This window comes from Pedobacter panaciterrae, from assembly GCF_013204795.1.
Taxonomy (GTDB): Bacteria; Bacteroidota; Bacteroidia; order Sphingobacteriales; family Sphingobacteriaceae; genus Pedobacter; species Pedobacter panaciterrae.
In genome coordinates, this window is the sequence record NZ_JABMKW010000020.1 from 941,362 (window position 1) to 962,752 (window position 21,391).

Below are 21,391 nucleotides of genomic sequence, written 5' to 3' on the forward strand. Positions count from 1 at the left end.
CCAACTATTACGAACGTTGTCTTATCGCTTCGTACAGGATAATACCTGCAGAAACAGATACGTTTAATGAACTGATTTCGCCAAGCATTGGGATTTTAGCCAGGTGGTTGGCCATTCTCATAATTTCGTTCGAAATACCTTCATCCTCTGCTCCCATAACGATGGCTGTTGGGGCTGTATAATCCGGAGCGTATATTAAATCATTGGTCTTTTCAGTACAAGCAACAATCTGTAAACCGCATTCCTGTAAAAACAATGCCGTTTTTTGAAGATTTGGATGTCTGCATACCGGTATACTAAACAAAGCTCCTGCCGAAGTCTTAATGGCATCAGCGTTGATCTGTGCAGAATTTTTAGTAGGCACAATTATAGCATGTACTCCTGCACAGGCAGCAGTTCTGGCTATTGCACCCATATTTCTTACATCCGTAATTCCATCAAGAATCAAAACTAAAGGTGTTTCTCCCTTTTCGTAAACTAATGGGATGATATCTTCAATTTTTTGAAAGGTAATGGATGAAATTACAGCAATTACTCCCTGATGATTCTTTTGGGTCATCCGGTTCAATTTCTCTACCGGAACATTATGCACCGGCGCATCAACCTCCTTTAACAGCTGTTTTAACTCCAAGATAATTTCGCCAGTTAAACTACGTTGTATGTAAATACTCTCTATATCTTTACCAGCCTTAATAGCCTCTATTACTGCACGTATACCAAATACGAACTCATTATTTTCTTTAGGTCTGGCAGACCTTCTTGAGTTTTCCATTTCCTTTAAATTGAAGCGCAAAAATAGCTCAAAAATTGCGATTAATTTAACCTAATTTTTAAGTGCGAGTGTTTTGCTTATCAACATCTTGCTGTTAGGAAATTGTTCGAATTCACGAAAGTCATGTTAAGACGAATGAATTTAAGTTGTGGGAATGTTCATAAAGATTTTAAGAAGAGACCTAATTTTTGTCTATTTTTGTATTCATGAGCAGCGATAACGGAACACAAGGACAAGACAAGGCAAACTTTACAGCGCGGAAAAATAGATTAAGTAATTCTATGACCACGATGGGAAAGATCCCGCCTCAGGCAATTGACCTTGAAGAAGCTGTCCTTGGTGCATTAATGCTCGAAAAAGATGCCCTATCTACCGTAATTGACATTCTAAAACCCGAAGTATTTTATCATGAAGGGCATAAAAAAATCTTTGAAGCAATTCAGGGGCTTTTTCAGAAATCCAAACCAGTAGATATTTTAACCGTTACCTCTGAATTGAGAACGCTCGGACAATTAGAAATGATTGGGGGCGCTTATTATATCACTAACCTGACAAATAGAGTAGCTTCAGCAGCGAACATAGAATTCCATGCCCGTATCATTTCCCAAAAATATATTCAGCGGGAATTGATCAGGATCTCTTCAGAGATTATTCAGAATGCGTACGAGGACACCACAGATATATTCGATTTGCTGGATCATGCAGAAAAGAACTTATTTGATATTGCTCAGAACAATTTAAGAAGAGATACACAAAAGATGGATGAGATTGTAAAACAATCTTTAGCCACCTTAGAAGCGCTTCGTGGTAAAAGCGATGGGTTAACAGGTGTTCCATCCGGCTTTACTGATCTTGATCGTATTACAGGTGGATGGCAACCTTCAGATTTAGTAATCATTGCAGCTCGTCCGGCGATGGGTAAAACAGCATTCGTTCTAACCTGTGCACGTAATGCAGCTGTAGAATTTAAAAGACCCGTTGTAGTGTTCTCATTAGAGATGTCGTCTGTTCAATTGGTAAATCGTTTGATTTCAGGAGAAACCGAGATTGAGCAGGAAAAAATCAGAAAAGGAAATCTGGCAGAATGGGAATGGCAACAGCTACATAGTAAAATAGGAACCTTAACAGAGGCTCCACTATTAATAGACGATACCCCTGCCCTTAACATCTTTGAATTCAGAGCAAAATGCAGAAGGCTTAAATCTCAATATGACCTGCAATTAATCATCATCGATTATTTGCAGTTGATGCATGGTAAGGGAGAAGGACAAAGCGGCGGTGGTAACAGGGAGCAGGAAATTGGTAGTATATCAAGAGCGCTTAAATCTGTTGCCAAAGAACTAAATGTACCTGTACTTGCACTATCGCAGTTAAGTCGTGCCGTAGAGAGCAGACCTGGTGTTAACGGAAAACGACCAATGCTATCGGATTTACGTGAATCTGGATCTATCGAGCAGGATGCGGATATGGTACTATTCTTATACAGACCAGAATATTATGGTATTACCGAAGATGAGCAGGGACGCTCCCAAGCTGGTATTGGTGAGGTAATTATTGCAAAACACCGTAACGGTGAAACCGGAATTGTACCGCTACGCTTTATTGGTAAGTATGTGAAATTTGCGGATTTGGAAGAAAGCTTCTCTGCACCTACTTCATTCTCTATGGACAGTCCTGGTGCAGGTATGCATCCTTCGCAAGATTTTGACAGACCCACCGGAAATGTAATCATTAAACCATCGCGCATGGATGACATGCATGATGAAGATGCTCCGTTCTAATCAGCCAATGGAGCTATAAAAAGTAGCCTAACAATATACCACCCAAAACAATAAAAGGCGGGCTTATTTTAGTGAAATTCAGAATAAGAAATGTTACTATTAAAACCGTTATTGCTGTAAAGTCCATACCAATTGGCTTTACAAGGAGAATAAATGCAGCAATAATAAAACCCACGCTTACAGCATTTATCCCGGATAACGAATATTTAATACGTGCTATCTTTTTAAGATCTTCCCAAAAGGGAACAATAAATAACACCAAAATCAATCCAGGCAAATTGATACCTAAAACGGCTACTATCCCTCCCGTTATCTGGCCAGTTACTCCATAACCAAAGTTTCTCATACTTAGTGCGCCAACATAGCTTGTAAATGAGAATGTAGGACCCGGTAAGGCTTGTTGCAATGCAAAGCCAGATAGAAACCCTGAAGAATGAAGGTAATGCTTCATTTGCACAAATTCAGTAAACATAAGTGGGACCAGCACTTGTCCACCACCAAAAATAAAGATACCATTGCGGTAAAAGTTCTCGAACAACCTGATAGGCAAGCTAAAAGGCGAAGTACGGTTAATAATGGCCCCTAATAAGGCCAGAAATAATAATACCCCTACAAAATAGATCAGTTTTTTGGGATTTATATTTGAGAATAGCTTTACTCGAATCTCACTTTCCTCTTTTGGAGCATCTAAAGCAGATGAAATCATACCTCCTATTAAAATTGCAATAGGAAATACATAGGCATTCCTCAATACAAGGGTAGAAATTATAGCTGAAATAGCCAGAAATACAGACAACTGCGAAACCAGCACCCTTCTTGAAAGATTATATGCCCCAAAAGCAACAATACCCAAAGCTATCGGTTGTATATATTCCAATATCTCTACAAACTTTTCTTTGTGATCAACCTTTGCATAGCTAATGGCTGCAAAAGTCATAACAGCAGCAGAGGGAAAAATCCAGATTAAAAATGTTATTAAAGAAAGTTTTAACCCTCCTACTTTATATGCAATGCCAACAAGCGTTTGAGTTGATGCGGGTCCTGGCAATACCTGCGCCAAGGCATTCAGCTCCAGCAATTCTTCTTCTGTGATGTATTTGGCATCCTTTACAAAATACTTAAGCAATAAAGCCAGATGCGCTTGCGCACCCCCAAAAGCAGTAAACGTGAACAGCATCACATTTCTGATAAACAAAAGTTGCTTCTTACTGCTCAATCTGTTAGTAATTAATCATCTTCATAATCTAAACCTGCTGCAGAATTATACGCGCCTTGTAACTCAGAAAAAGCATGCATATCCCTTTTATTTTTGGCTGCAAGCATACCTTTTTGATATATTTTTATTCCCTCTTCAGTTTTCCCCGTTTTTTCATACAACTTTCCAAGATGATAATAAGTCCCAACATAATCAGGATGCTCAGCAACTAGTTTCAGATAGTATTCAAATGCTTTTTCAAAGTCATTTGCTGAATTATATTCTGTTGCAAGGGCATACAAAACGAAAGGATCATTAGGTTCGCTCTCTAAAAAGTTTAATAGTTTGGTTAATCGGGTACTTTGCATTTTTAATCCCTGCTTTTTTAATTAGATTTGCAAAAAGACAATTTAAGCTAAAACAGCTTCATTACCTTTAAAACAAATTTATACATATGAAAATATTAGTTTGTATCAGTAATGTGCCCGACACAACAACAAAAATAACTTTTACTAACGATAATACACAATTCAATACCGCAGGTGTACAATTTATTGTTAACCCTTATGATGAGATTGCCTTATCAAGAGCTATTGAACTTTGTGAGAGTGGTAAAGGAACGGTAACCGTAATAAATGTTGGAGAAAGCCAGACAGAACCGACCATAAGAAAAGCACTTGCTATTGGCGCTGATGACGCAGTCAGAATTAACGCTACTCCGAGAGACGCTTATTTTACAGCTTATCAGATAGCAGAATACGCTAAAACTACTGAATTTGATATGATCCTTTGCGGTCGCGAATCTATAGACTATAATGGGTCTCAGGTTGCTGCAATGATTGGCGAATTCCTTGACATCCCGTCTATCTCTATCATTAAAAAATTAGATTACGATGGAACAACAGCAACAATTGACCGCGAAATTGAAGGTGGTAAAGAAGTTGTTTCTGTAACTGGCAGGTTTATTGCAAGTTGTGCAGAAGGAACTGCAGAACCTAAAATACCTAACATGAGAGGAATTATGTCTGCTAGAACTAAACCTCTTGTAGTTGTTGAAGCTAAAGAAATTGAGCAGGTTGCTAAAGTGCAGCAATTTGAAACCCCTCCTCCACGTGGTGCAGTTAAGCTGGTTCCTGCTGAAGAGACCGCTAAATTAATCGACTTATTACATCAGGAGGCTAAAGTTATCTAACTGAAGTTCTATTTCAGAGTTTAAAAATTATTTAATAAAGATCGTATGTCAGTTTTAGTATATGTAGAACAAGTAGATGGCAAATTTAAGAAATCTGTTTTCGAGGCAGTATCTTATGCAAAAGCCATTGCAGATAAACAAGGTGGCGGTTTAACCGCTATATCTATTGGTAATGTTGATGAAAGTGAACTTAAAGCATTAGGTAAATACGGAGCTTCTAAAGTTTTAAATGTTTCTAATGATCAGCTCAAGAATTTCGTAAATCAGGCATATGCCTCAATTATTGCTGAAGCAGCAAAAAAAGAAAATGCAGACGTAGTTGTGTTGTCAAACTCTTTCTCAGGAAAAGGCCTGGCTCCTCGTGTGGCTGTTAAACTTAAAGCCGGATTAGTAGATGGGGCTGTAGAACTACCTCAATTAGACGGTGGTAAGTTTCTTGTAAAAAAGACTGCTTTCTCAGGTAAAGCTTTTGCAATTACAGAATTAACTTCAGCGGTTAAAATTATAGCTTTAAATCCAAATGCGTTTGGCGTTAAAGAATCAGCAGTTGATGCAGCCGTTGAGGCATTTAATCCGGAAGTTAAAGCAACTGATCTTACTGCTATCGTTAAAGAAATAGTAAGAGCAACCAATAAGGTTTCCTTACCTGATGCAGAACTTGTTGTATCGGCGGGAAGAGGGTTAAAAGGTCCTGAAAACTGGGGTATGATTGAAGAACTAGCTGATCTTCTTGGTGCAGCAACTGCTTGTTCTAAACCGGTTTCTGATGCTGACTGGAGACCTCACTCTGAACACGTTGGTCAGACAGGTATCGCCATCAGTCCGAACTTATATATTGCAATAGGTATTTCAGGTGCAATACAGCATTTGGCCGGTGTTAGTTCATCTAAAGTTATTGTTGTAATTAACAAAGACCCTGAGGCACCTTTCTTTAAAGTAGCCGACTACGGAATTGTTGGCGACGCATTTGAAGTTGTCCCAAAATTAATAGAAGCATTAAAAGCACATAAAGGTTAATTAAATATCCGGCAAGGGCAATCTGCATTTGCCGGATATTATTTAATATGAAAAAAGTAAAACTCGATATTGTTGGTTTATCCTATAGCCAAACCCAATCAGGAGCATATGCCCTGGTTCTTGGCGAAGTAAACGGAAGAAGACGTTTGCCTATAATTATTGGCGCCTTTGAGGCACAGGCTATTGCCATAGAAATTGAAAAAATGACGCCAAGCAGGCCATTAACTCATGACCTGTTCAAAACATTTGCCCAAACTTATAACATTGAAATACAGGAAGTTTTGATTTATAACTTGGTAGAAGGTGTCTTTTTTGCAAAATTGATCTGTACCGATGGTGAAACCACTCATGAAATAGATGCCCGGACTTCAGACGCGATAGCTTTGGCTGTTCGTTTTAATGCCGCTATCTATACCTATGAATTCATTTTATCTTCAGCAGGAATTGTAATTGAGGGAAATGATTTCCTATTTCTTGAAAATATAGATAGCATTCCAAAAGAACAGGGCTCAGAAGATATCAGCACTTCAATTCCAGGCACTAACTACAAAGCTTTGAGTATGGAAGAACTCCAGCAAAAACTTCAGGATGCGATTACTGAAGAAGCTTATGAGAAGGCTGCCAGAATTCGTGATGAAATAAATAAAAGAAATTCAGCTTAACAATTTTAAAATAGTTCTATATTCAGCCATTACTTTAAAAAACCAACTAAACTATTATTTATGAATGTTAAGTTTCGCTTAACTCTAATGAATTTTTTACAATTCTTTATATGGGGTTCCTGGCTCATTACTATCGGAGTTTATTGGTTTCAAAATAAAAGATGGTCTGGCTCAGAGTTTGGAGCAATCTTCTCTACCATGGGTATTTCGGCTATTTTTATGCCCGCTCTTATGGGTATCATTTCCGATCGTTTTATTAATGCAGAGAAACTATACGGAATTTTACACATCCTTGGAGCAGTTAGCCTTTTCTCTTTGCCTCTTGTAGACAATCCCACTACCTTTTTCTGGGTTATATTAGTAAACATGTTCTTTTACATGCCAACGCTATCTTTGTCTATTACAGTAGCTTATTCAGCATTAAAAAGTGCTCAGAAAGATGTTGTAAAAGATTATCCACCTATCAGGATTTGGGGAACTATTGGATTTATTGCCGCTTTATGGGTTGTAAGTCTTTCAGGAAACGAGGCATCCTCTAATCAATTTTATATTGCTTCGGCTGTTTCACTGGCTTTAGGTATTTATGCCTTTACATTACCTAAATGCCCTCCCCTTGCGAACAGAATTGATTCGAAGTCATTTGTTGATGCGCTGGGTTTAAGGGCATTTACATTATTTAAGCAAAAGAAATTTGCGGTATTTTTCTTTTTCTCTATGTTTTTAGGGGCAGCTCTACAGCTTACAAATGCCTACGGCGATACCTATTTGCACGACTTTAAAAATATCCCGGAGTACGAAAACCTACTTGCTGTTAAATACCCTGCAATTATAATGTCCATTTCCCAGATATCTGAAACACTATTTATTCTTGCAATACCTTTCTTCTTAAGGAAATTTGGAATTAAGTATGTGATGTTGCTAAGTATGCTTGCATGGGTGCTAAGATTTGGTCTTTTCGCTTTTGCTGATCCGGCAGGAGGTTTATGGATGATCATCCTATCTTGTATTGTTTACGGTATGGCTTTCGACTTTTTCAATATCTCGGGTTCCTTATTTATGGAAACTCAAATTGATGCCTCAATAAGAGGCAGCGCACAGGGTTTATTCATGATGATGGTAAACGGTTTTGGAGCACTTTTTGGAAGTTTCACAAGCGGGTTAATTATTGATAAGTTTTTTACTTATGCCGACCATAGTAAGGATTGGCAGGGAATCTGGATTACTTTTGCATCATATGCCTTAGTACTTGCTGTTATTTTTCCTTTTATTTTCAAGTATAAACATAACCGTGCAGAGGAATCAGCTATAAAAGCAATGAGCCACTAAGTCAATTGTTTTAGGATTTTTTAGTAACCGTTTTTAATAGATTTATGTCGACTGGTAAATATAGAAAAGAACATAATTGCCTGAATTGCGGGCAGAATGTAGAAAAACATTATTGCAGTAATTGTGGACAGGCTAACCTGGAGCTTAAAGAAAATTTCTGGCAGTTCATAAGTCACAGTATAGCTCATTATTTCCACTTCGACAATAAGTTTTTTCAAACTTTATCACCCTTACTTACAAAACCGGGAGAAGTTACACTGGATTATTTAGCTGGTAAAAGGGCCAGATATATCAATCCGGTTAGTATGTATATCTTTGTTTCTATTGTTTATTTCATTGTAGTTCCAAATAAATTGGAACACAAAGCCGAAGCAGTAGAGTTTCATTCTTCTGCAAGTAAGGATTCAGCAAAATCAAAAACAGAAGCACTAAAAAAAACCCTGGAGGATGGAGATTTTGAGGATGATTCTTTTATTGGAAAATCGGCAACATATGTGCAAAGAAAGCTCGACTTAGCCGAATTTAAATCACTTAGTTTCTCAGATCAGGAAAAGAAAATTACTGAACTTAAACATATAGTAGATAGTTTAAAGACCAATGAATACGACGATGTGTTAGAGTCTTATGAGAAATCACACATTATTAAACAAGACAGTACTTATAGTTCATACTTGCTAAGACAGCAAAAGCTAAATGAAGCAGATCGTGATTCATGGATCGATAGAATTTTTAAGAAACGTGAAATTGCTATAAACCAAAAATCGGCATCAGGTAATTGGTCCGTAAAAGAAGAACTTGAACATTACAGGCCAAAACAATACTTCCTATTGATGCCTTTACTAGCTTTATTTATTATGTGGAATTTCAGAAGAAACCACATCTATTATCTAGATCACCTTATATTTACTATACACGGAACAACTGCTTTTTTTATTACCCAAATAGTTACAGTTCCTTTGAGGAGGGATTTATTCGGTACGGGATCCTCAATAAGTGATCTCATCAAGTGGGCAGTAATTATTGGGATTATCTGGTATCTCTATAAAGCTTTAACTGTATTCTACCAGCGTTCCAGAAAGGTGACCATTAAGAAAATGATAACACTCTGCTTCTTGTATATGATGGCAGCTTTCATTTCTGAATGGGTAATTGAGCGATTCATATATTACTTTGTATAAATAAAAAAGCCTTAGCTGAACAGCTAAGGCTTTTTTATTTAAGATATATGTTTAATCTATTTTCTTTTTTCTATAGCAACAAATTCTCTATTTGTATGACCTACATATATTTGACGTGGACGGCCAATAGGCTCTTTATTTTCGTGCATTTCTTTCCACTGAGCAATCCATCCTGGTAAACGGCCCAAAGCAAAAAGAACTGTAAACATATCCGTTGGGAAACCAAGTGCTCTGTAAATTATACCTGAATAGAAATCAACATTAGGATAAAGCTTACGCTCAACGAAGTACGGATCACTTAATGCTGCTTCTTCTAGTTTCTTAGCAATTTCTAAAACAGGATCATCAATACCTAATTTCTCTAAAATATCGTCACATGCCTTTTTAATGATTTTAGCTCTTGGATCAAAGTTTTTGTAAACCCTATGTCCAAAACCCATCATACGGAAAGGATCATTCTTATCTTTTGCTTTGTTGATCCATTTTTCGGTATCTCCACCATCTTCTTTAATACGCTCCAGCATCTCAATTACAGCTTGGTTAGCTCCACCATGTAATGGCCCCCATAGGGCATCAATACCTGCAGATACCGAAGCATATAAATTACAATCAGAAGAACCTACCATTCTTACAGTTGATGCAGAACAATTTTGCTCATGATCAGCATGAAGAATAAGCAATGTGTTCATTGCACTGACTACTACAGGGTCTATTTCTATTTCTTCGGTGCGTTGCCCAAAGATCATGTTTAAGAAATTACTAACGTAATCGAACTTATTTTTAGGATAAATAAGTGGGTGACCTAATGATTTTTTATAAATGAAAGATACAATTGTAGGAAATTTAGCCAACAACTTAATCATTGTTAAATCCATCGTTTCTGCTGATGAATTTGCATTTAACGATTCAGGATAAAATGTTGATAATGAACAAACCAATGAAGATAATTGCGCCATTGGATGAGATTTTGAAGGGTATCCATCAAGGAACTTCTTCATATCTTCATGAATTAGCGTATGTCTGCTAATTTGAGCCTGAAAATCGTTCAGTTCGTTTTGTTTAGGTAAATCTCCATATATAAGTAAATATGCTACCTCAAGAAATGTTGACTTTTCCGCTAATTCTTCAATTGGATAACCACGATATTTTAGAACTCCCTTTTCACCATCAAGAAAAGTGATGGCACTTTTTGTTGACCCAGTGTTTTTATAGCCAAAATCTAAAGTAATATGACCTGTTAAGTCTCTAAGTTTGGAAATATCTATGGCCTTCTCTCCTTCGGAACCTGTTATAACTGGGAATTCGTATATCTTCCCATCAATCTTAATTTCTGCAATATCTGACATATATATATCTTAAATTTATAATAAACAAAACTAACTAATCCTTTTCTATTAGCATTAAATCAACTATAACAAAGCTGTTAAATAATTATTAAATGTGGGTCAAAATCAAGTAAGATTAACAACTACTTACTGGGTTTGATCTCTTCCAAAACTGCGCCGCAATCCATCATTTCATCTCCATAATAAGGGTTCTGAATCTGTTTTTCGGAAGCCAGCCAATCCCCGCCCTCTCCTTTATTGGCCATAGGGCAATGTTGAACATAAATAGAGCCTTTTTTCAAATCTGCGTGTTTAAACATCGCAATTACATCTGAGCTCAAATAAGTAAATTCTTTTCTTTGCGAGGCTATGTCTTTGGCCGAAGCTATTTTTTCTGCAATTATAGCCGTATTCTCACAACCTGGAAAATTAGTAAGGCTGGTCTTTAATTGTGTTGCAGCTTTTTGGGCATCTTCAAACTTTGATTCTACTAAAGCATCTTTTAAATAGATATAACCATCATAAATATTTTGAACTTTACTATCGGTTAATTCAACAACAGCAGTAGTAGCTACCTTACTTTCAGATATACTATCTGTTGAGGCTTGCGTATTTTTTTTATCTGTATTTGTACAAGACAGAGCCATTAAAAGCACTCCGGCCGCAAGATATTTTTTCATACTTTATCTATATTTTTATGAATCTATGAATCTATTGTAGCTCTAAAATAGCAAAATCATGCTTGTACAGGCCTAAAATAGCTCCATTGCATTGTTTTTTGGTTAAAATACCTATTTTATATTTAAATAACTAAAAAAGCCCCTGAAAAATTCAGAGGCTTTAAATAAAATATTCAATTTCAGCATTATAACTTGAACCCGTAAGCTACACGTAAAGCTACTTGTCCTAAATTTCCTCCTCCTTTTGAAAGTCCTTCATATTTCACTCCCAAATCCAAACCGTTGCTCCATGAATAACCTAATGCAGGTGAATAAAGAAACGAAGTTCCTGAACCATTGGTAACTCCGAAAGCAGCTCCCAGTTCACCTAAACCGTAAAGACCTGAACCTGTTTCATCAAAGAATATTTTCACACCAGCTTTTAGTGGAATATAACCAAAATCAGGCACATCAACTCCTGCCACTTCTTTTCCAAGAAAATGAGTATAACCTGTAGTTACAGGAATAGATATTTGTTTCGATACGTCAAACTGAAGTCTGGCATCAGCCCCTAAAGCAAAACTATAACCATCGTTCGTTGGAACACCCAGGTTCACTCCAATACCTAGTTTTTGAGCACTGGCATTAGTGGTAAAAAATAACGCCACTGCAGCTACTGCAGTCGCAAAGAATTTTGTAGAATTTTTCATTTGATCGTTTATTTAAATTTAATGCATAGTTTTTTTGCTATACACCTGATCATTTACAAATTGCATGCCATACATTGAAAAGAAATATATTATTATACGAATAACAACTTTTAAATAACACTAACAATTATATCACATAGCTTAACTACGATCCTTATATTTCAATTTATAAATACTTAGAACACCATCAAGTAACTCATCCGGATTTAACTCTGTATTAAACCAGTTTATTTTAACACCATCCTTCTCCATCTTCCTAAAAAAGGTCATTTGGCGTTTTGCAAATTGGCAAATCGCTATAGCAAGTCTTTCTTTTAATTCCGAATAGCTAAGCTCATCGAAAAGATAAGCTGCAATAAATTTATACTCCAGGCCATAAAAAACAAGATCTTCTTTAGTAACTCCTTCAGCAATTAACCCTTTCACTTCATCTATCATACCTTCATTAAACCTAAGCTCAAGACGATTGATCACTTTCTGTCTCCGCAACTCAACATCCGATGTCAAACCAATCACCAGTGGATCAATTCCAGGTCTTTCAATTGATTGCAAATCGTTATGTATCAGGTATTCTGCAATCTCAATTGCCCTGATCATTCTTTTATGGGATGATTGATCTGCCTGTTTTGTAAATTCGGATGGATAAGCAGACAACTTGTTCCTTAATAACTCATTGTTCAGTTCTTTTAAGGTGTCCCTCAGTTCACTATTTACTGGTATAGCGGTGTATTCATGATTTTGAAGAATACTGTGAACATACATCCCTGTACCACCACAAAGTATAGGAAGTACATTTTGGTCAGTTAATTTCTGAAAAATAGCAAAGAAGTCCTCTTTAAATTCGTTTACGTTATATCTTTCTCCTGCTTGTTTAATATCGATCAAATGATATGGAATAATTTTTCCATTCACAGCATACTCACTAAGATCTTTGCCAGTACCAATATCCATACCCCTAAAGATTTGCCTGCTATCTGCACTGATTATCTCGCCATTTAGCGCTTCGGCCAATTTCACAGCGAGCTTGGTTTTACCAGATGCAGTTGGCCCCAAAATGATCAACAAAGGATTTTGATGCATTATAAGTATAAAATATATTTTAAATTACCAGTATTATAAATCTCTAAATACTCCTCTTGGATAAACTCAGCCGGTAACCTATGAGGAAAGTACCTAACCAAAGTATCTTTCTTCAGCCAAATCTCCAAAGGCGGTGTAACATCAGCGAGTTTAAAACCCGATTGCTCGTAAGCTTTCCCTAACGACCAATCCTTATCCGCATAACTCATTATGTCATCTGGCTTATAGGTCTTAATAAAATGTTGTAATAACTTGGTAAAACCTCCGATAACCGTATAACCAGATAAACTGGCAAACCTGATTAGCTCAGCAGATCTGTAGCCTGGACTAAGTCCTTTCATATACCTGAGGTTACTAAAACAAGCAACTGCAATAATCTGATCATCTAAACTTAGCCCGAATTTGTAATTAGATTTGGCCGATGCCTGCAGATGATTATTATTTAAGAAATCATCGGCCTGTTTTTGTGTAATTTGAATAATCTTAGTTTTGCGCGCATGAATACGTTTATTCAGACCAAGAATAGAAGAGATTCGTCCTATTACCTGTGCTTTTCTAGTTTCCCATATATCTTCCCATAAATGCACTACAGAAATATTTTTCAATTGATATTGCTCTTGCAACAATATCAGATCTTCAGGGCGATAAGCATTTATAAGTGGAATAAGGTTAATTACAACCTCCCCTGCTCCAATGGTTAGCAGTTTGTATTCTAACGATTCAATATCATGTGTGGTAATACCAATATTCCCAAAACTGGTAATTACATCTTGTTGCCAAACTGGTTTTATACCCAACCCTTTTCTTTATAAAGTTTAAACCCAGCCGCCAGAGCTTCCTCTATTTGCAACATCAATGCGTCATCCAGTTTGTTGATATGGAAACATGATTTACCATTTAACAACTTAAGCAGATCAGGACCAAAAATCTTTTTCATATCAGGCTCTGTGTATACCGGCATATAATAAAAACCCACATGTCCCTTTTGTATAATTACGCTTGCAAAGAAAACTTCATTTCTTTGCTTTCCTTCAATCACTACATTCTTGTCACTCCAAAGGTCAAAGGAAGTTTCACTGTTTACTCTATTACTAAAACCCACAGTAGCATAAGGCTGCAGCGATGCCCTAATGGTTTGAAAAATTTCTACAAAATCAGTTTTCATTGTTTTAAGTTATAGATGACTATCAGATAAACAACATCTATTTATCAATATTGTTTAAGATTATAAGTTATCGGCCAACCACCATTTGCTAGAAGGATAATTCTTATTTAAAATTACAGATTCACCCATTAATGGAGTAGCAATTTTCAAACTTTCTTCGTTTGCCTTATTAACAACCCTAATAATCGGATCATTCCAGTCGTGCATAGCTAATTTAAATTTCCCCCAGTGAACAGGCAGCAGAATCTTTGCACCCAAATCTATTGCAGCCTTAACAGTTTGCTCAGGGAACATATGTATTAAAGGCCAGTAGGTATTGTACTGCCCGCATTCCAATATTGCAATATCAAAGGGTCCATATTGCTCGCCGGCATCTTTAAAATGTGTATCATATCCCGAATCGCCCCCTAAATACAATTTATCTTTTGATGTTTGTAAAACAAATGCAGACCATACCGTCTGATTTCTTTTAAACTTCCTTCCAGTAAAATGACGGGCAGGAAGCGCAGTAAATTTCAGCGTATTAAAAACAATTTCCTCTCCCCATGACATTTCAGTAATCCTTGAAGCAGGCACTCCCCACTTCTCCAAATGTGATCCTACACCTAATGAAACTATGAAGCGATTTGTTTTATCCTTTAATTTTAAAATGGCTTCATAATCCAGATGATCATAATGATCATGAGTAATTAACACAATATCCAGTTCAGGAAACTCTTCGGCCTTTAAAAAATCTGTCCGTAAAAACCTTTTGGTCCCGATAAATGAAAATGGAGATGGCCTTTCGCTTAACACGGGGTCAACCAATATATTTTGGCCATCTGTTTGTACCAGATAAGAAGAATGCCCAAACCAGGTTATTTTAGTCTCGGAAGCATCTTGTGTAAAGTCGGGTTTAATGGTAGGTACCGGACTTTTAGGAGCCCCATTTACATTGCCCCGTAACATTCCTTTTATCATATCCCAATAACTTACGTTATCAGGTTTCATAGGGGTTGGCGACAAGTTTTCAAGTGCACCATCCCTATAATTAGGTAATTTTTTTATACGCGCTAAGCGAGCACCTTCAGGTACTCGCCCGAAAATAGGAAAGTTAAGCACCCAAACTGTAAACAGCACAAACACAGCAATAAAAATCAGTATGGAATACATAATCTTCTTTTCATATGGTTAATATAAGCGAATATACTTACAAAAAATTCTGATCTCTTAACTTACTTTCTCTTCCTGCTTCTCGTCTTTTGCGAACTTTTCTGCCAGTCCCATTCCCGATTGTAACAACTCGTTCGTAATAGTCCTGGTATAATCAGTAATTTCAGCTTTAAAATCAGCTACCGACGCGCCTGAGCGGATTTCCTCCAATCTCTTTTCCCACTGTCCGGTTAATTCTGCTTGTGCAATTTTCTGATCTTTTACCACATCATAAACCGCTAAGCCTTTAGTTGTAGGAACAAGGTTTCTTTTTTCCCTGACAATATATTCACGGTTAATCAAGGTTTCAATAATAGCAGCCCTGGTAGCGGGAGTTCCCAATCCGCTGTCTTTCATTGCATACCTCAATTCTTCATCCTCTATATCTTTTCCTGAGGTTTCAAGGGCTTTTAATAAGGACGCTTCATTATACAGCGGTTTAGGCTTTGTTTGCTTCTCAAGTAAAGCCTTATTTACAATGGGAAGCTCTTCGCCTGCCTTTACTTTCGGTAATGATGGATTTTCTTCATCCTTCTTTTCGTCATCCGATTCATTAAATACCGATCTCCAGCCAGCAGAACGAATTACTGTTCCATTTGCCATAAAAACTGATCCGGCTTCAATTGTTATCTTTGTAATTTCTTTTACGCATTCCTGGTGGAACGCTTCAAGCATCCGGCCAACTACCATATCATAAATGGCCTGTTTATCGCCACTCAATTGATAAGGAGATTCTCCTGTAGGCAAAATAGCATGGTGATCCGTTACCTTCTTTGCATTTACACTTCTCTTATTCAAAGGTACCGTTTGTAGAAAATCGGCCTGTTTCCCAAAATCCTTATGCACCTTCAGCTTATCTATCAGGTTAGGAACACCAGCAAAAACATCATCACCGATATACCTGCTCCCTGTACGGGGATAAGTAACCAATTTACTTTCATATAAGCCCTGCAACAAGTTCAGCGTCTGATCTGCTGTAAACCCTTTGCGTTTGTTGGCTTCTTGCTGTAAGCTACTTAAATCATGTAATAAGGGAGGTGGTTCTTTTCTTGGTTTTGCTTCTACAGTTAAGATCTTACCCCCATTTGGAAAACCAGATGCAACGTCCTCAATTTTTGCGAACAATTCTTCTGCTTCCTCCTTCTTATCAAAGTTATTTACGGAAATTGCTTTAAACAGCTGACCATCCTTGTCTAACTGTATGGCAAGCTGATAATATAGTTGCGGCACAAAATGCTTAATTTCCAGAAAGCGGGAGCAGATCATTGCTAAAGTAGGTGTTTGAACCCTTCCCAATGAGAGCACCGACCGCGCTCCTGCCGATATACTAAGTGCCTGGGTTGCATTCATTCCTACCAGCCAATCTGATTCAGATCTGCAATGTGCCGAATTAAAAAGTGTATCATAATCTGTTCCCGGCTTTAGATTTCTAAAACCTTCCTTAATCGCTTCGTCAGTTTGCGACGAGATCCACAGCCTTTTGAAGGGTTTTTTACATTTCAAAAAATAGTAGATATAACGGAAAATAAGCTCACCTTCCCGCCCGGCATCCGTTGCCACAATAATCTCGGTAGCTTCATCAAACAATTTCTTAATGATGTCCAGCTGTTTCCTAACGCCCGGATCTTCCACCAACCCATCCTTGGTTTTTATTTTTCTAATACCAAGCTTAAATTTTTTAGGCAGCATTGGTAAATGTTGCCTCCTCCATCCAATAAAACCATACTCTTGAGGAGGAGCCAATTGAAGCAAATGCCCAAATGCCCAGGTAAAAGAATATCCCTTACCCTCTATATAGCCGTCTTTTTTTGTAGTAGCGCCGAAGACTTTAGCCAACTCACGAGCCACTGAAGGCTTTTCTGCAATAACAATCTTCATAATTATTCAAAAATATCTATACCAACTTTAAATGTGTTGCAATGTGCATCCACTATATCTTTTATATCTGGCGAATACCCTCCGCCCATACTCACCTGAACGGGTAAATTATTGTCTTTACAAAACTGCAATACCATCCTGTCTCTTTCCATACAAGCCGCTTTTGATAAAGCCAGCTTACCTAACTTATCGCTTCTAAGTACATCTACTCCTGATAAGTAAAATACAAAATCAGGTTTATGTTTTAGCAGCGCGGGCAAATGTGATTTTAATTTACTTAAATACAATTCGTCTTCAATTCCATCCTCCAATGCTATATCTAAATCAGATTGCTCTTTTCTAAATGGGAAATTTTTGTCGCCATGCATAGAAAATGTAAATACACGCGGCTCACCATAAAAGATCTCTGCTGTACCATTTCCCTGGTGAACATCTAAATCTACAATTAAGATCCGATTAGCTAAGCCATTATTCAGCAAATAATTGGCCGCGATAGCCTGGTCGTTCAACAAACAAAACCCCTCGCCCCAATTGCTCCCGGCATGATGTGTACCACCTGCAACATTAAAAGCTGTACCAAACTGCTTTGCATAAATGGCACCATCTATCGTTCCCTGGGCAATTCTCACCTCGCGCTCTACCAACTGTGCTGTTAAAGGAAACCCAATCCTTCGCTGTTCCTTTGCAGGAAGCGTCAAATCCCTTAGCTTCTCCCAATACTCTTCCTTATGCGTCAGCAAAATCACCTCTTCACTTACTTTATCAGGAGCAAAAAGGTTCTTACTAGTTATAAATCCCTGGTGTAATAACTGCTCGGGGATCAACTCATACTTAAGCATTGGGAAACGATGCCCCTCTGGTAAAGGATGTGCAAATAAAGGATGCCAGGCAATTTTAACCATCTTATCGCAATATTTGCTCTACATGCTTTTCAATGTTATTACAAATCTCGTCAACAGGCAAATCATTTGCATCAGATCCAAAAGGGTTCTCAATCTCTTCTGCAATGAGCTCCAAACTGGCCAGTACATACAGTATAAATGGCACAATAGGAACCACAAAGTAACCTAAGCTAAACACCCATCCAAATGGCAAAGTAATTACATATATGAAAATGAATTTCTTAATGAAAGCACTATAAGAATACGGAATAGGTGTATTCTTAATTCGCTCACAGCCACCACATATATCAGTAAACTGCTGAACATCTGCATTAAGTATAATTAACTGCTCCTGACTGATAGTTCCTGCTGCCTGCAACTCAAAAACTTTAGATGAAATACTGGCCGCTACCTGATTAGGAATGTGCTTCCCACCATCAACCTCAATAAGGAAACTGTTTTTTCCGAAATACTGTTTTTCCCTCAAATGCTCTTTTAAAGCAAAGGCATACTTCGGAATTCCATATTCAAAAAACTCTACATGTTCTTCTTTTAGTTTTAACGACTTAATCTTTATTGCAAAATTACGACTCACATTGGTTAGTGCGCCCAGAAGCCTCCTACCTTCCCACCACCTGTCGTAAGAAGTATTGGTTCTAAATACCAATAACATAGAGATTACAAAACCCAGCAGGTTGTGCATCATTCCTATATTTTTAACATAGGTAGTTTCTGCTAGTTTCAGATAGTTAAGTTCTAAAAAGGCGATTATAGCCGAAAAAATGGCTACGCTAATCATTAGTGGCCACAATTTCCGAATTGTATCCGCCTTATGGACATGAAAGATAAAAGTGAACCAGTCTTTTGGATTATAGTTTATCATATTAAATCTCTTAAATAGTACTAAATAATACCTTTAGCAATCTGAAGTAAAAGTTCGCCCGTACGAAATACATCTTCAAATGAATTATATAAAGGAACCGGACTCAGTCTGATTACATTAGGTTCCCTCCAATCGCCCAGAACATTATTTGCTGTTAATTTCTCAAAAATCTCTTTTCCATTCTGTTTTGCAATAATAGATACCTGAGCGCCACGATCGTTTTCACTTAGAGGGGTTATAATTTCAAATTGCTCAAACCCCAATACCATATTAACCTGATCTATAATATAAAACAAATAAGAAGTTAAAGTTTTACTTTTAACTCTTAATGGCTCAATAAACCCTGCTTTTTCGAAAATTTGCAATGAGGCAAAATACAATGCCATAGGCATTACCTGAGTGCAGCTCACCTGCCACCCATCTGCACTTGCTTCTGGCAAAAAGCCCTTTTCCATTTTAAATCGCTGCGCTTCCTGATATCCCCACCATCCTGCAAAGCGATTCAGTGTGGTATCTGTAAAATGCTTTTCATGAACAAAAATGCCACTTATTCCACCTGGTCCTGAGTTCTGATATTTATAAGAACACCAACAGGCAAAGTCGATATCCCAATCGTGTAATTTTAATGGAACATTACCTGCAGCATGTGCCAGATCAAAGCCTACAATAGCCCCTTTAGCATGCCCTGCCTTGGTTATGGCTTCCATATCGAACCATTGCCCGGTAAAGTAATTTACCCCTCCAAATAAAACTAATGCTACTTCATCGCCATGTTCGTTAATCTGTGTTAAAATATCTTCTGTTCTTAATGTATATTCACCTACTCTTGGGGCTACCTCAATAATCGCTTCTTTAGGATCATACCCGTGAAATCGAACCTGGCTTTCAACTGCATATTGGTCTGACGTAAAGGCACCTGCCTCCATGATGATCTTGAATCTACCTTTAACGGGTTTATAAAAACTTACCATCAATAAGTGCAAATTAACCGTTAAGGTATTCATCGGACAAACCTCTTTAGCGCTTGCTCCAACCAATGGTGCCATCAGTTTTTTTAGCTCTTTATGATAGAACATCCACGGATTATCACCTTCAAACCAACCCTCTACAGCCAGATTATGCCAGTTGTTTAACTGCTCATCAACTACCTTACGTACAGCTTTAGGTTGCAATCCTAAAGAATTACCACACAGATAAATAAATGGTTTTCCATTTTGTTGCGGAAATAAGAAATCATGCCTAAAACTACTAAGCGGATCTGCCTGATCTAGGCTTTGAGCAAAGGCCAAATTGTTCTCAAAATTCATCGATTCAAATATCAATAAAAAAGGCAGATAAATAAATCACCTGCATCATTTGTTATCAACAATAATGGTTTTACCTACTATAAAAATCAGTTTTATTTGTTGGGTTTGCTCACAAATTTATTCCCTCTGATGTAATATCTCCAGGGAAGCAAAGCATGATCTTCGGCATAATCAACACCAACTCTTGCTGATGAAACGATCTGATCACCAGGAAAAACAATTCCTTTATCTTCAATCCATATCTCATCTCCCAATAGATCTTTTGCATTTAAGCCTTTATCTATCCCCATCGCTTTTGAAAGTGCTCCCGGACCTGCAGTAATATTAGGCTTTAATATTACCATATTCCTCCTCCTAAGCATTATATCTATTCCCTTTACAGGTTCAATCCCTCTAATTAAAACAGCATGTGGCGTCCCTTTTGGTGCGGTAACAACATTAAAAAGATGATGAATGCCATAACAGAGATAAACATAGGACAAGCCACCCTCTTCATAAATAACCTGAGTGCGGTTTGTAAAGCGTCCTCCATACGCATGAGACGCTTTATCATCTATTCCTTTATAAGCTTCTGTTTCAACTATAACTCCAGCAGTCAATTCGCCATCAATTCGGGTAAACAACATCTTACCAAGCAACTGTACAGCAAGATCATTTACGTCGGTATTTTGATAAAAAGAATAGGCTAATTTAGGCATCTATTAAATTAACTATTTCCTTTAGATACTTAGCATCAATATCATCAAAATGAGAAAGATATTCACTATCTACATCTAACACTCCTATAATTTCATTATTGCTAAAAACGGGCAAAACAATTTCTGATCTTGACGCAGAAGCACAAGCAATATGACCAGGAAACGCATCCACATCCGGCACTACCAAAGTCTCTGCCTGTTCCCATGAAGCACCACAAACACCTTTACCTTTTTTTATTCTGGTACAAGCTACAGGGCCCTGAAAAGGCCCAAGCACCAACTCGTCACCTTTTACCAGATAAAAACCAACCCAAAACCACTTAAACTGTTCTTTTAAAGCTGCCGAAATATTAGCCAGGTTAGCAATCTGATCGTCTTCTCCACTTATCAAAGCCTTGATTTGCGGAATCAAAGAGCGGTATTGCTCCTCCTTACTTATATCGGTTATTATGTGTAAATCCTCTGCCATTTTATTCTATGTAAATGAATTG

Annotated in this window: 22 protein-coding genes; 6 read left to right on the top strand and 16 right to left on the bottom strand. The window is 37.4% G+C overall.

The annotated features are described in order from the left end of the window. Positions 1 to 7: 7 nt before the first annotated feature. Positions 8 to 772, bottom strand: coding sequence for a 23S rRNA (guanosine(2251)-2'-O)-methyltransferase RlmB (rlmB, locus tag HQN86_RS22895; RefSeq protein ID WP_172663181.1), 765 nt, complete (start codon positions 770 to 772; stop codon positions 8 to 10). 206 nt (positions 773 to 978) lie between these two features. Here rlmB and dnaB point away from each other — a divergent pair, with 206 nt between their 5' ends. Next, a complete protein-coding gene (gene dnaB / locus HQN86_RS22900) occupies positions 979 to 2,553 on the top strand; it encodes a replicative DNA helicase (protein WP_172663182.1) in 1,575 nt (524 codons plus the stop codon). Between the two features lie 13 nt (positions 2,554 to 2,566). On the opposite strand, the gene chrA is transcribed toward dnaB, so the two are convergent. Both chrA and HQN86_RS22910 read right to left on the bottom strand, forming a co-directional pair. Beyond that, positions 2,567 to 3,730 carry a chromate efflux transporter gene (gene chrA, locus HQN86_RS22905; protein WP_172663913.1) on the bottom strand — a complete coding sequence of 388 codons (1,164 nt, stop codon included), beginning with the start codon at positions 3,728 to 3,730 and terminating at the stop codon, positions 2,567 to 2,569. A 50-nt stretch (positions 3,731 to 3,780) separates the two neighbouring features. After that, complete coding sequence (locus HQN86_RS22910; protein ID WP_172663183.1) at positions 3,781 to 4,116, bottom strand: tetratricopeptide repeat protein; 336 nt, start codon at positions 4,114 to 4,116, stop codon at positions 3,781 to 3,783. An 86-nt stretch (positions 4,117 to 4,202) separates the two neighbouring features. On the opposite strand from HQN86_RS22910, the gene HQN86_RS22915 reads away from it, so the two are divergent. Genes HQN86_RS22915 through HQN86_RS22935 form a run of 5 tightly spaced genes read left to right on the top strand, consistent with a single transcriptional unit; the run spans position 4,203 to position 9,123 of the window. Then, entirely contained in the window at positions 4,203 to 4,940 is a 738-nt protein-coding gene (locus HQN86_RS22915) for an electron transfer flavoprotein subunit beta/FixA family protein (protein ID WP_172663184.1), read from the top strand. A gap of 45 nt (positions 4,941 to 4,985) precedes the next feature. After that, positions 4,986 to 5,957: an electron transfer flavoprotein subunit alpha/FixB family protein gene (locus HQN86_RS22920; protein WP_172663185.1), complete on the top strand. Its 972-nt coding sequence runs from the start codon at positions 4,986 to 4,988 to the stop codon at positions 5,955 to 5,957. A gap of 47 nt (positions 5,958 to 6,004) precedes the next feature. Beyond that, the gene (locus HQN86_RS22925; protein WP_172663186.1) at positions 6,005 to 6,619 is read left to right on the top strand and encodes a bifunctional nuclease family protein; all 615 of its coding nucleotides are present in this window, start codon (positions 6,005 to 6,007) and stop codon (positions 6,617 to 6,619) included. A 60-nt stretch (positions 6,620 to 6,679) separates the two neighbouring features. After that, positions 6,680 to 7,945, top strand: coding sequence for a nucleoside permease (locus HQN86_RS22930; RefSeq protein WP_172663187.1), 1,266 nt, complete (start codon positions 6,680 to 6,682; stop codon positions 7,943 to 7,945). 44 nt (positions 7,946 to 7,989) lie between these two features. Beyond that, positions 7,990 to 9,123, top strand: coding sequence for a DUF3667 domain-containing protein (locus HQN86_RS22935; protein WP_172663188.1), 1,134 nt, complete (start codon positions 7,990 to 7,992; stop codon positions 9,121 to 9,123). 56 nt (positions 9,124 to 9,179) lie between these two features. Here HQN86_RS22935 and HQN86_RS22940 read toward each other — a convergent pair whose 3' ends face one another. The 13 genes from HQN86_RS22940 to HQN86_RS23000 all read right to left on the bottom strand — a co-directional run bounded on the left by HQN86_RS22940 (position 9,180) and on the right by HQN86_RS23000 (position 21,369). Next, positions 9,180 to 10,469: a citrate synthase gene (locus tag HQN86_RS22940; protein WP_172663189.1), complete on the bottom strand. Its 1,290-nt coding sequence runs from the start codon at positions 10,467 to 10,469 to the stop codon at positions 9,180 to 9,182. 122 nt (positions 10,470 to 10,591) lie between these two features. Beyond that, complete coding sequence (locus HQN86_RS22945) at positions 10,592 to 11,128, bottom strand: DUF3347 domain-containing protein (protein WP_172663190.1); 537 nt, start codon at positions 11,126 to 11,128, stop codon at positions 10,592 to 10,594. A 185-nt stretch (positions 11,129 to 11,313) separates the two neighbouring features. Continuing rightward, positions 11,314 to 11,817, bottom strand: a complete 504-nt coding sequence (locus HQN86_RS22950; protein ID WP_172663191.1) for a hypothetical protein — start codon at positions 11,815 to 11,817, stop codon at positions 11,314 to 11,316. A 141-nt stretch (positions 11,818 to 11,958) separates the two neighbouring features. Beyond that, positions 11,959 to 12,897: a tRNA (adenosine(37)-N6)-dimethylallyltransferase MiaA gene (gene miaA, locus HQN86_RS22955; RefSeq protein WP_172663192.1), complete on the bottom strand. Its 939-nt coding sequence runs from the start codon at positions 12,895 to 12,897 to the stop codon at positions 11,959 to 11,961. After that, a complete protein-coding gene (locus tag HQN86_RS22960) occupies positions 12,897 to 13,694 on the bottom strand; it encodes a hypothetical protein (protein WP_172663193.1) in 798 nt (265 codons plus the stop codon). Before HQN86_RS22960 ends, miaA begins: the two co-directional genes overlap by 1 nt. After that, a complete protein-coding gene (locus tag HQN86_RS22965) occupies positions 13,685 to 14,062 on the bottom strand; it encodes a DUF1801 domain-containing protein (RefSeq protein WP_172663194.1) in 378 nt (125 codons plus the stop codon). Before HQN86_RS22965 ends, HQN86_RS22960 begins: the two co-directional genes overlap by 10 nt. Positions 14,063 to 14,122: 60 nt before the next feature. Beyond that, positions 14,123 to 15,214 carry an MBL fold metallo-hydrolase gene (locus tag HQN86_RS22970; RefSeq protein WP_172663195.1) on the bottom strand — a complete coding sequence of 364 codons (1,092 nt, stop codon included), beginning with the start codon at positions 15,212 to 15,214 and terminating at the stop codon, positions 14,123 to 14,125. A gap of 57 nt (positions 15,215 to 15,271) precedes the next feature. Next, on the bottom strand, positions 15,272 to 17,131 hold the full coding sequence (gene topB, locus HQN86_RS22975; RefSeq protein WP_172663196.1) for a DNA topoisomerase III: 1,860 nt from the start codon (positions 17,129 to 17,131) through the stop codon (positions 15,272 to 15,274). Between the two features lie 2 nt (positions 17,132 to 17,133). Beyond that, positions 17,134 to 18,033: a histone deacetylase family protein gene (locus HQN86_RS22980; RefSeq protein WP_172663197.1), complete on the bottom strand. Its 900-nt coding sequence runs from the start codon at positions 18,031 to 18,033 to the stop codon at positions 17,134 to 17,136. 1 nt (position 18,034) lies between these two features. Then, the gene (locus HQN86_RS22985) at positions 18,035 to 18,895 is read right to left on the bottom strand and encodes a bestrophin family protein (RefSeq protein WP_172663198.1); all 861 of its coding nucleotides are present in this window, start codon (positions 18,893 to 18,895) and stop codon (positions 18,035 to 18,037) included. Between the two features lie 20 nt (positions 18,896 to 18,915). Then, entirely contained in the window at positions 18,916 to 20,202 is a 1,287-nt protein-coding gene (kynU, locus tag HQN86_RS22990) for a kynureninase (RefSeq protein ID WP_172663199.1), read from the bottom strand. A 92-nt stretch (positions 20,203 to 20,294) separates the two neighbouring features. Beyond that, positions 20,295 to 20,900: a DNA-3-methyladenine glycosylase gene (locus tag HQN86_RS22995; RefSeq protein WP_172663200.1), complete on the bottom strand. Its 606-nt coding sequence runs from the start codon at positions 20,898 to 20,900 to the stop codon at positions 20,295 to 20,297. Further along, complete coding sequence (locus tag HQN86_RS23000; protein WP_172663201.1) at positions 20,893 to 21,369, bottom strand: GAF domain-containing protein; 477 nt, start codon at positions 21,367 to 21,369, stop codon at positions 20,893 to 20,895. The genes HQN86_RS22995 and HQN86_RS23000 overlap by 8 nt, the downstream gene beginning before the upstream one ends. Between the last annotated feature and the right edge of the window lie 22 nt (positions 21,370 to 21,391).

Coding starts and splice junctions, on each gene's coding strand:
- HQN86_RS22940 (WP_172663189.1), bottom strand. CDS start 10,469: ATGTCAGATATTGCAGAAATTAAGATTGATGGGAAGATATACGAATTC.
- HQN86_RS22985 (WP_172663198.1), bottom strand. CDS start 18,895: ATGATAAACTATAATCCAAAAGACTGGTTCACTTTTATCTTTCATGTC.
- HQN86_RS22945 (WP_172663190.1), bottom strand. CDS start 11,128: ATGAAAAAATATCTTGCGGCCGGAGTGCTTTTAATGGCTCTGTCTTGT.
- topB (WP_172663196.1), bottom strand. CDS start 17,131: ATGAAGATTGTTATTGCAGAAAAGCCTTCAGTGGCTCGTGAGTTGGCT.
- chrA (WP_172663913.1), bottom strand. CDS start 3,730: ATGCTGTTCACGTTTACTGCTTTTGGGGGTGCGCAAGCGCATCTGGCT.
- HQN86_RS23000 (WP_172663201.1), bottom strand. CDS start 21,369: ATGGCAGAGGATTTACACATAATAACCGATATAAGTAAGGAGGAGCAA.
- HQN86_RS22965 (WP_172663194.1), bottom strand. CDS start 14,062: ATGAAAACTGATTTTGTAGAAATTTTTCAAACCATTAGGGCATCGCTG.
- HQN86_RS22910 (WP_172663183.1), bottom strand. CDS start 4,116: ATGCAAAGTACCCGATTAACCAAACTATTAAACTTTTTAGAGAGCGAA.
- HQN86_RS22970 (WP_172663195.1), bottom strand. CDS start 15,214: ATGTATTCCATACTGATTTTTATTGCTGTGTTTGTGCTGTTTACAGTT.
- HQN86_RS22980 (WP_172663197.1), bottom strand. CDS start 18,033: ATGGTTAAAATTGCCTGGCATCCTTTATTTGCACATCCTTTACCAGAG.
- HQN86_RS22950 (WP_172663191.1), bottom strand. CDS start 11,817: ATGAAAAATTCTACAAAATTCTTTGCGACTGCAGTAGCTGCAGTGGCG.
- dnaB (WP_172663182.1), top strand. CDS start 979: ATGAGCAGCGATAACGGAACACAAGGACAAGACAAGGCAAACTTTACA.
- miaA (WP_172663192.1), bottom strand. CDS start 12,897: ATGCATCAAAATCCTTTGTTGATCATTTTGGGGCCAACTGCATCTGGT.
- HQN86_RS22935 (WP_172663188.1), top strand. CDS start 7,990: ATGTCGACTGGTAAATATAGAAAAGAACATAATTGCCTGAATTGCGGG.
- HQN86_RS22920 (WP_172663185.1), top strand. CDS start 4,986: ATGTCAGTTTTAGTATATGTAGAACAAGTAGATGGCAAATTTAAGAAA.
- HQN86_RS22995 (WP_172663200.1), bottom strand. CDS start 20,900: ATGCCTAAATTAGCCTATTCTTTTTATCAAAATACCGACGTAAATGAT.
- HQN86_RS22915 (WP_172663184.1), top strand. CDS start 4,203: ATGAAAATATTAGTTTGTATCAGTAATGTGCCCGACACAACAACAAAA.
- HQN86_RS22930 (WP_172663187.1), top strand. CDS start 6,680: ATGAATGTTAAGTTTCGCTTAACTCTAATGAATTTTTTACAATTCTTT.
- HQN86_RS22925 (WP_172663186.1), top strand. CDS start 6,005: ATGAAAAAAGTAAAACTCGATATTGTTGGTTTATCCTATAGCCAAACC.
- rlmB (WP_172663181.1), bottom strand. CDS start 772: ATGGAAAACTCAAGAAGGTCTGCCAGACCTAAAGAAAATAATGAGTTC.
- kynU (WP_172663199.1), bottom strand. CDS start 20,202: ATGAATTTTGAGAACAATTTGGCCTTTGCTCAAAGCCTAGATCAGGCA.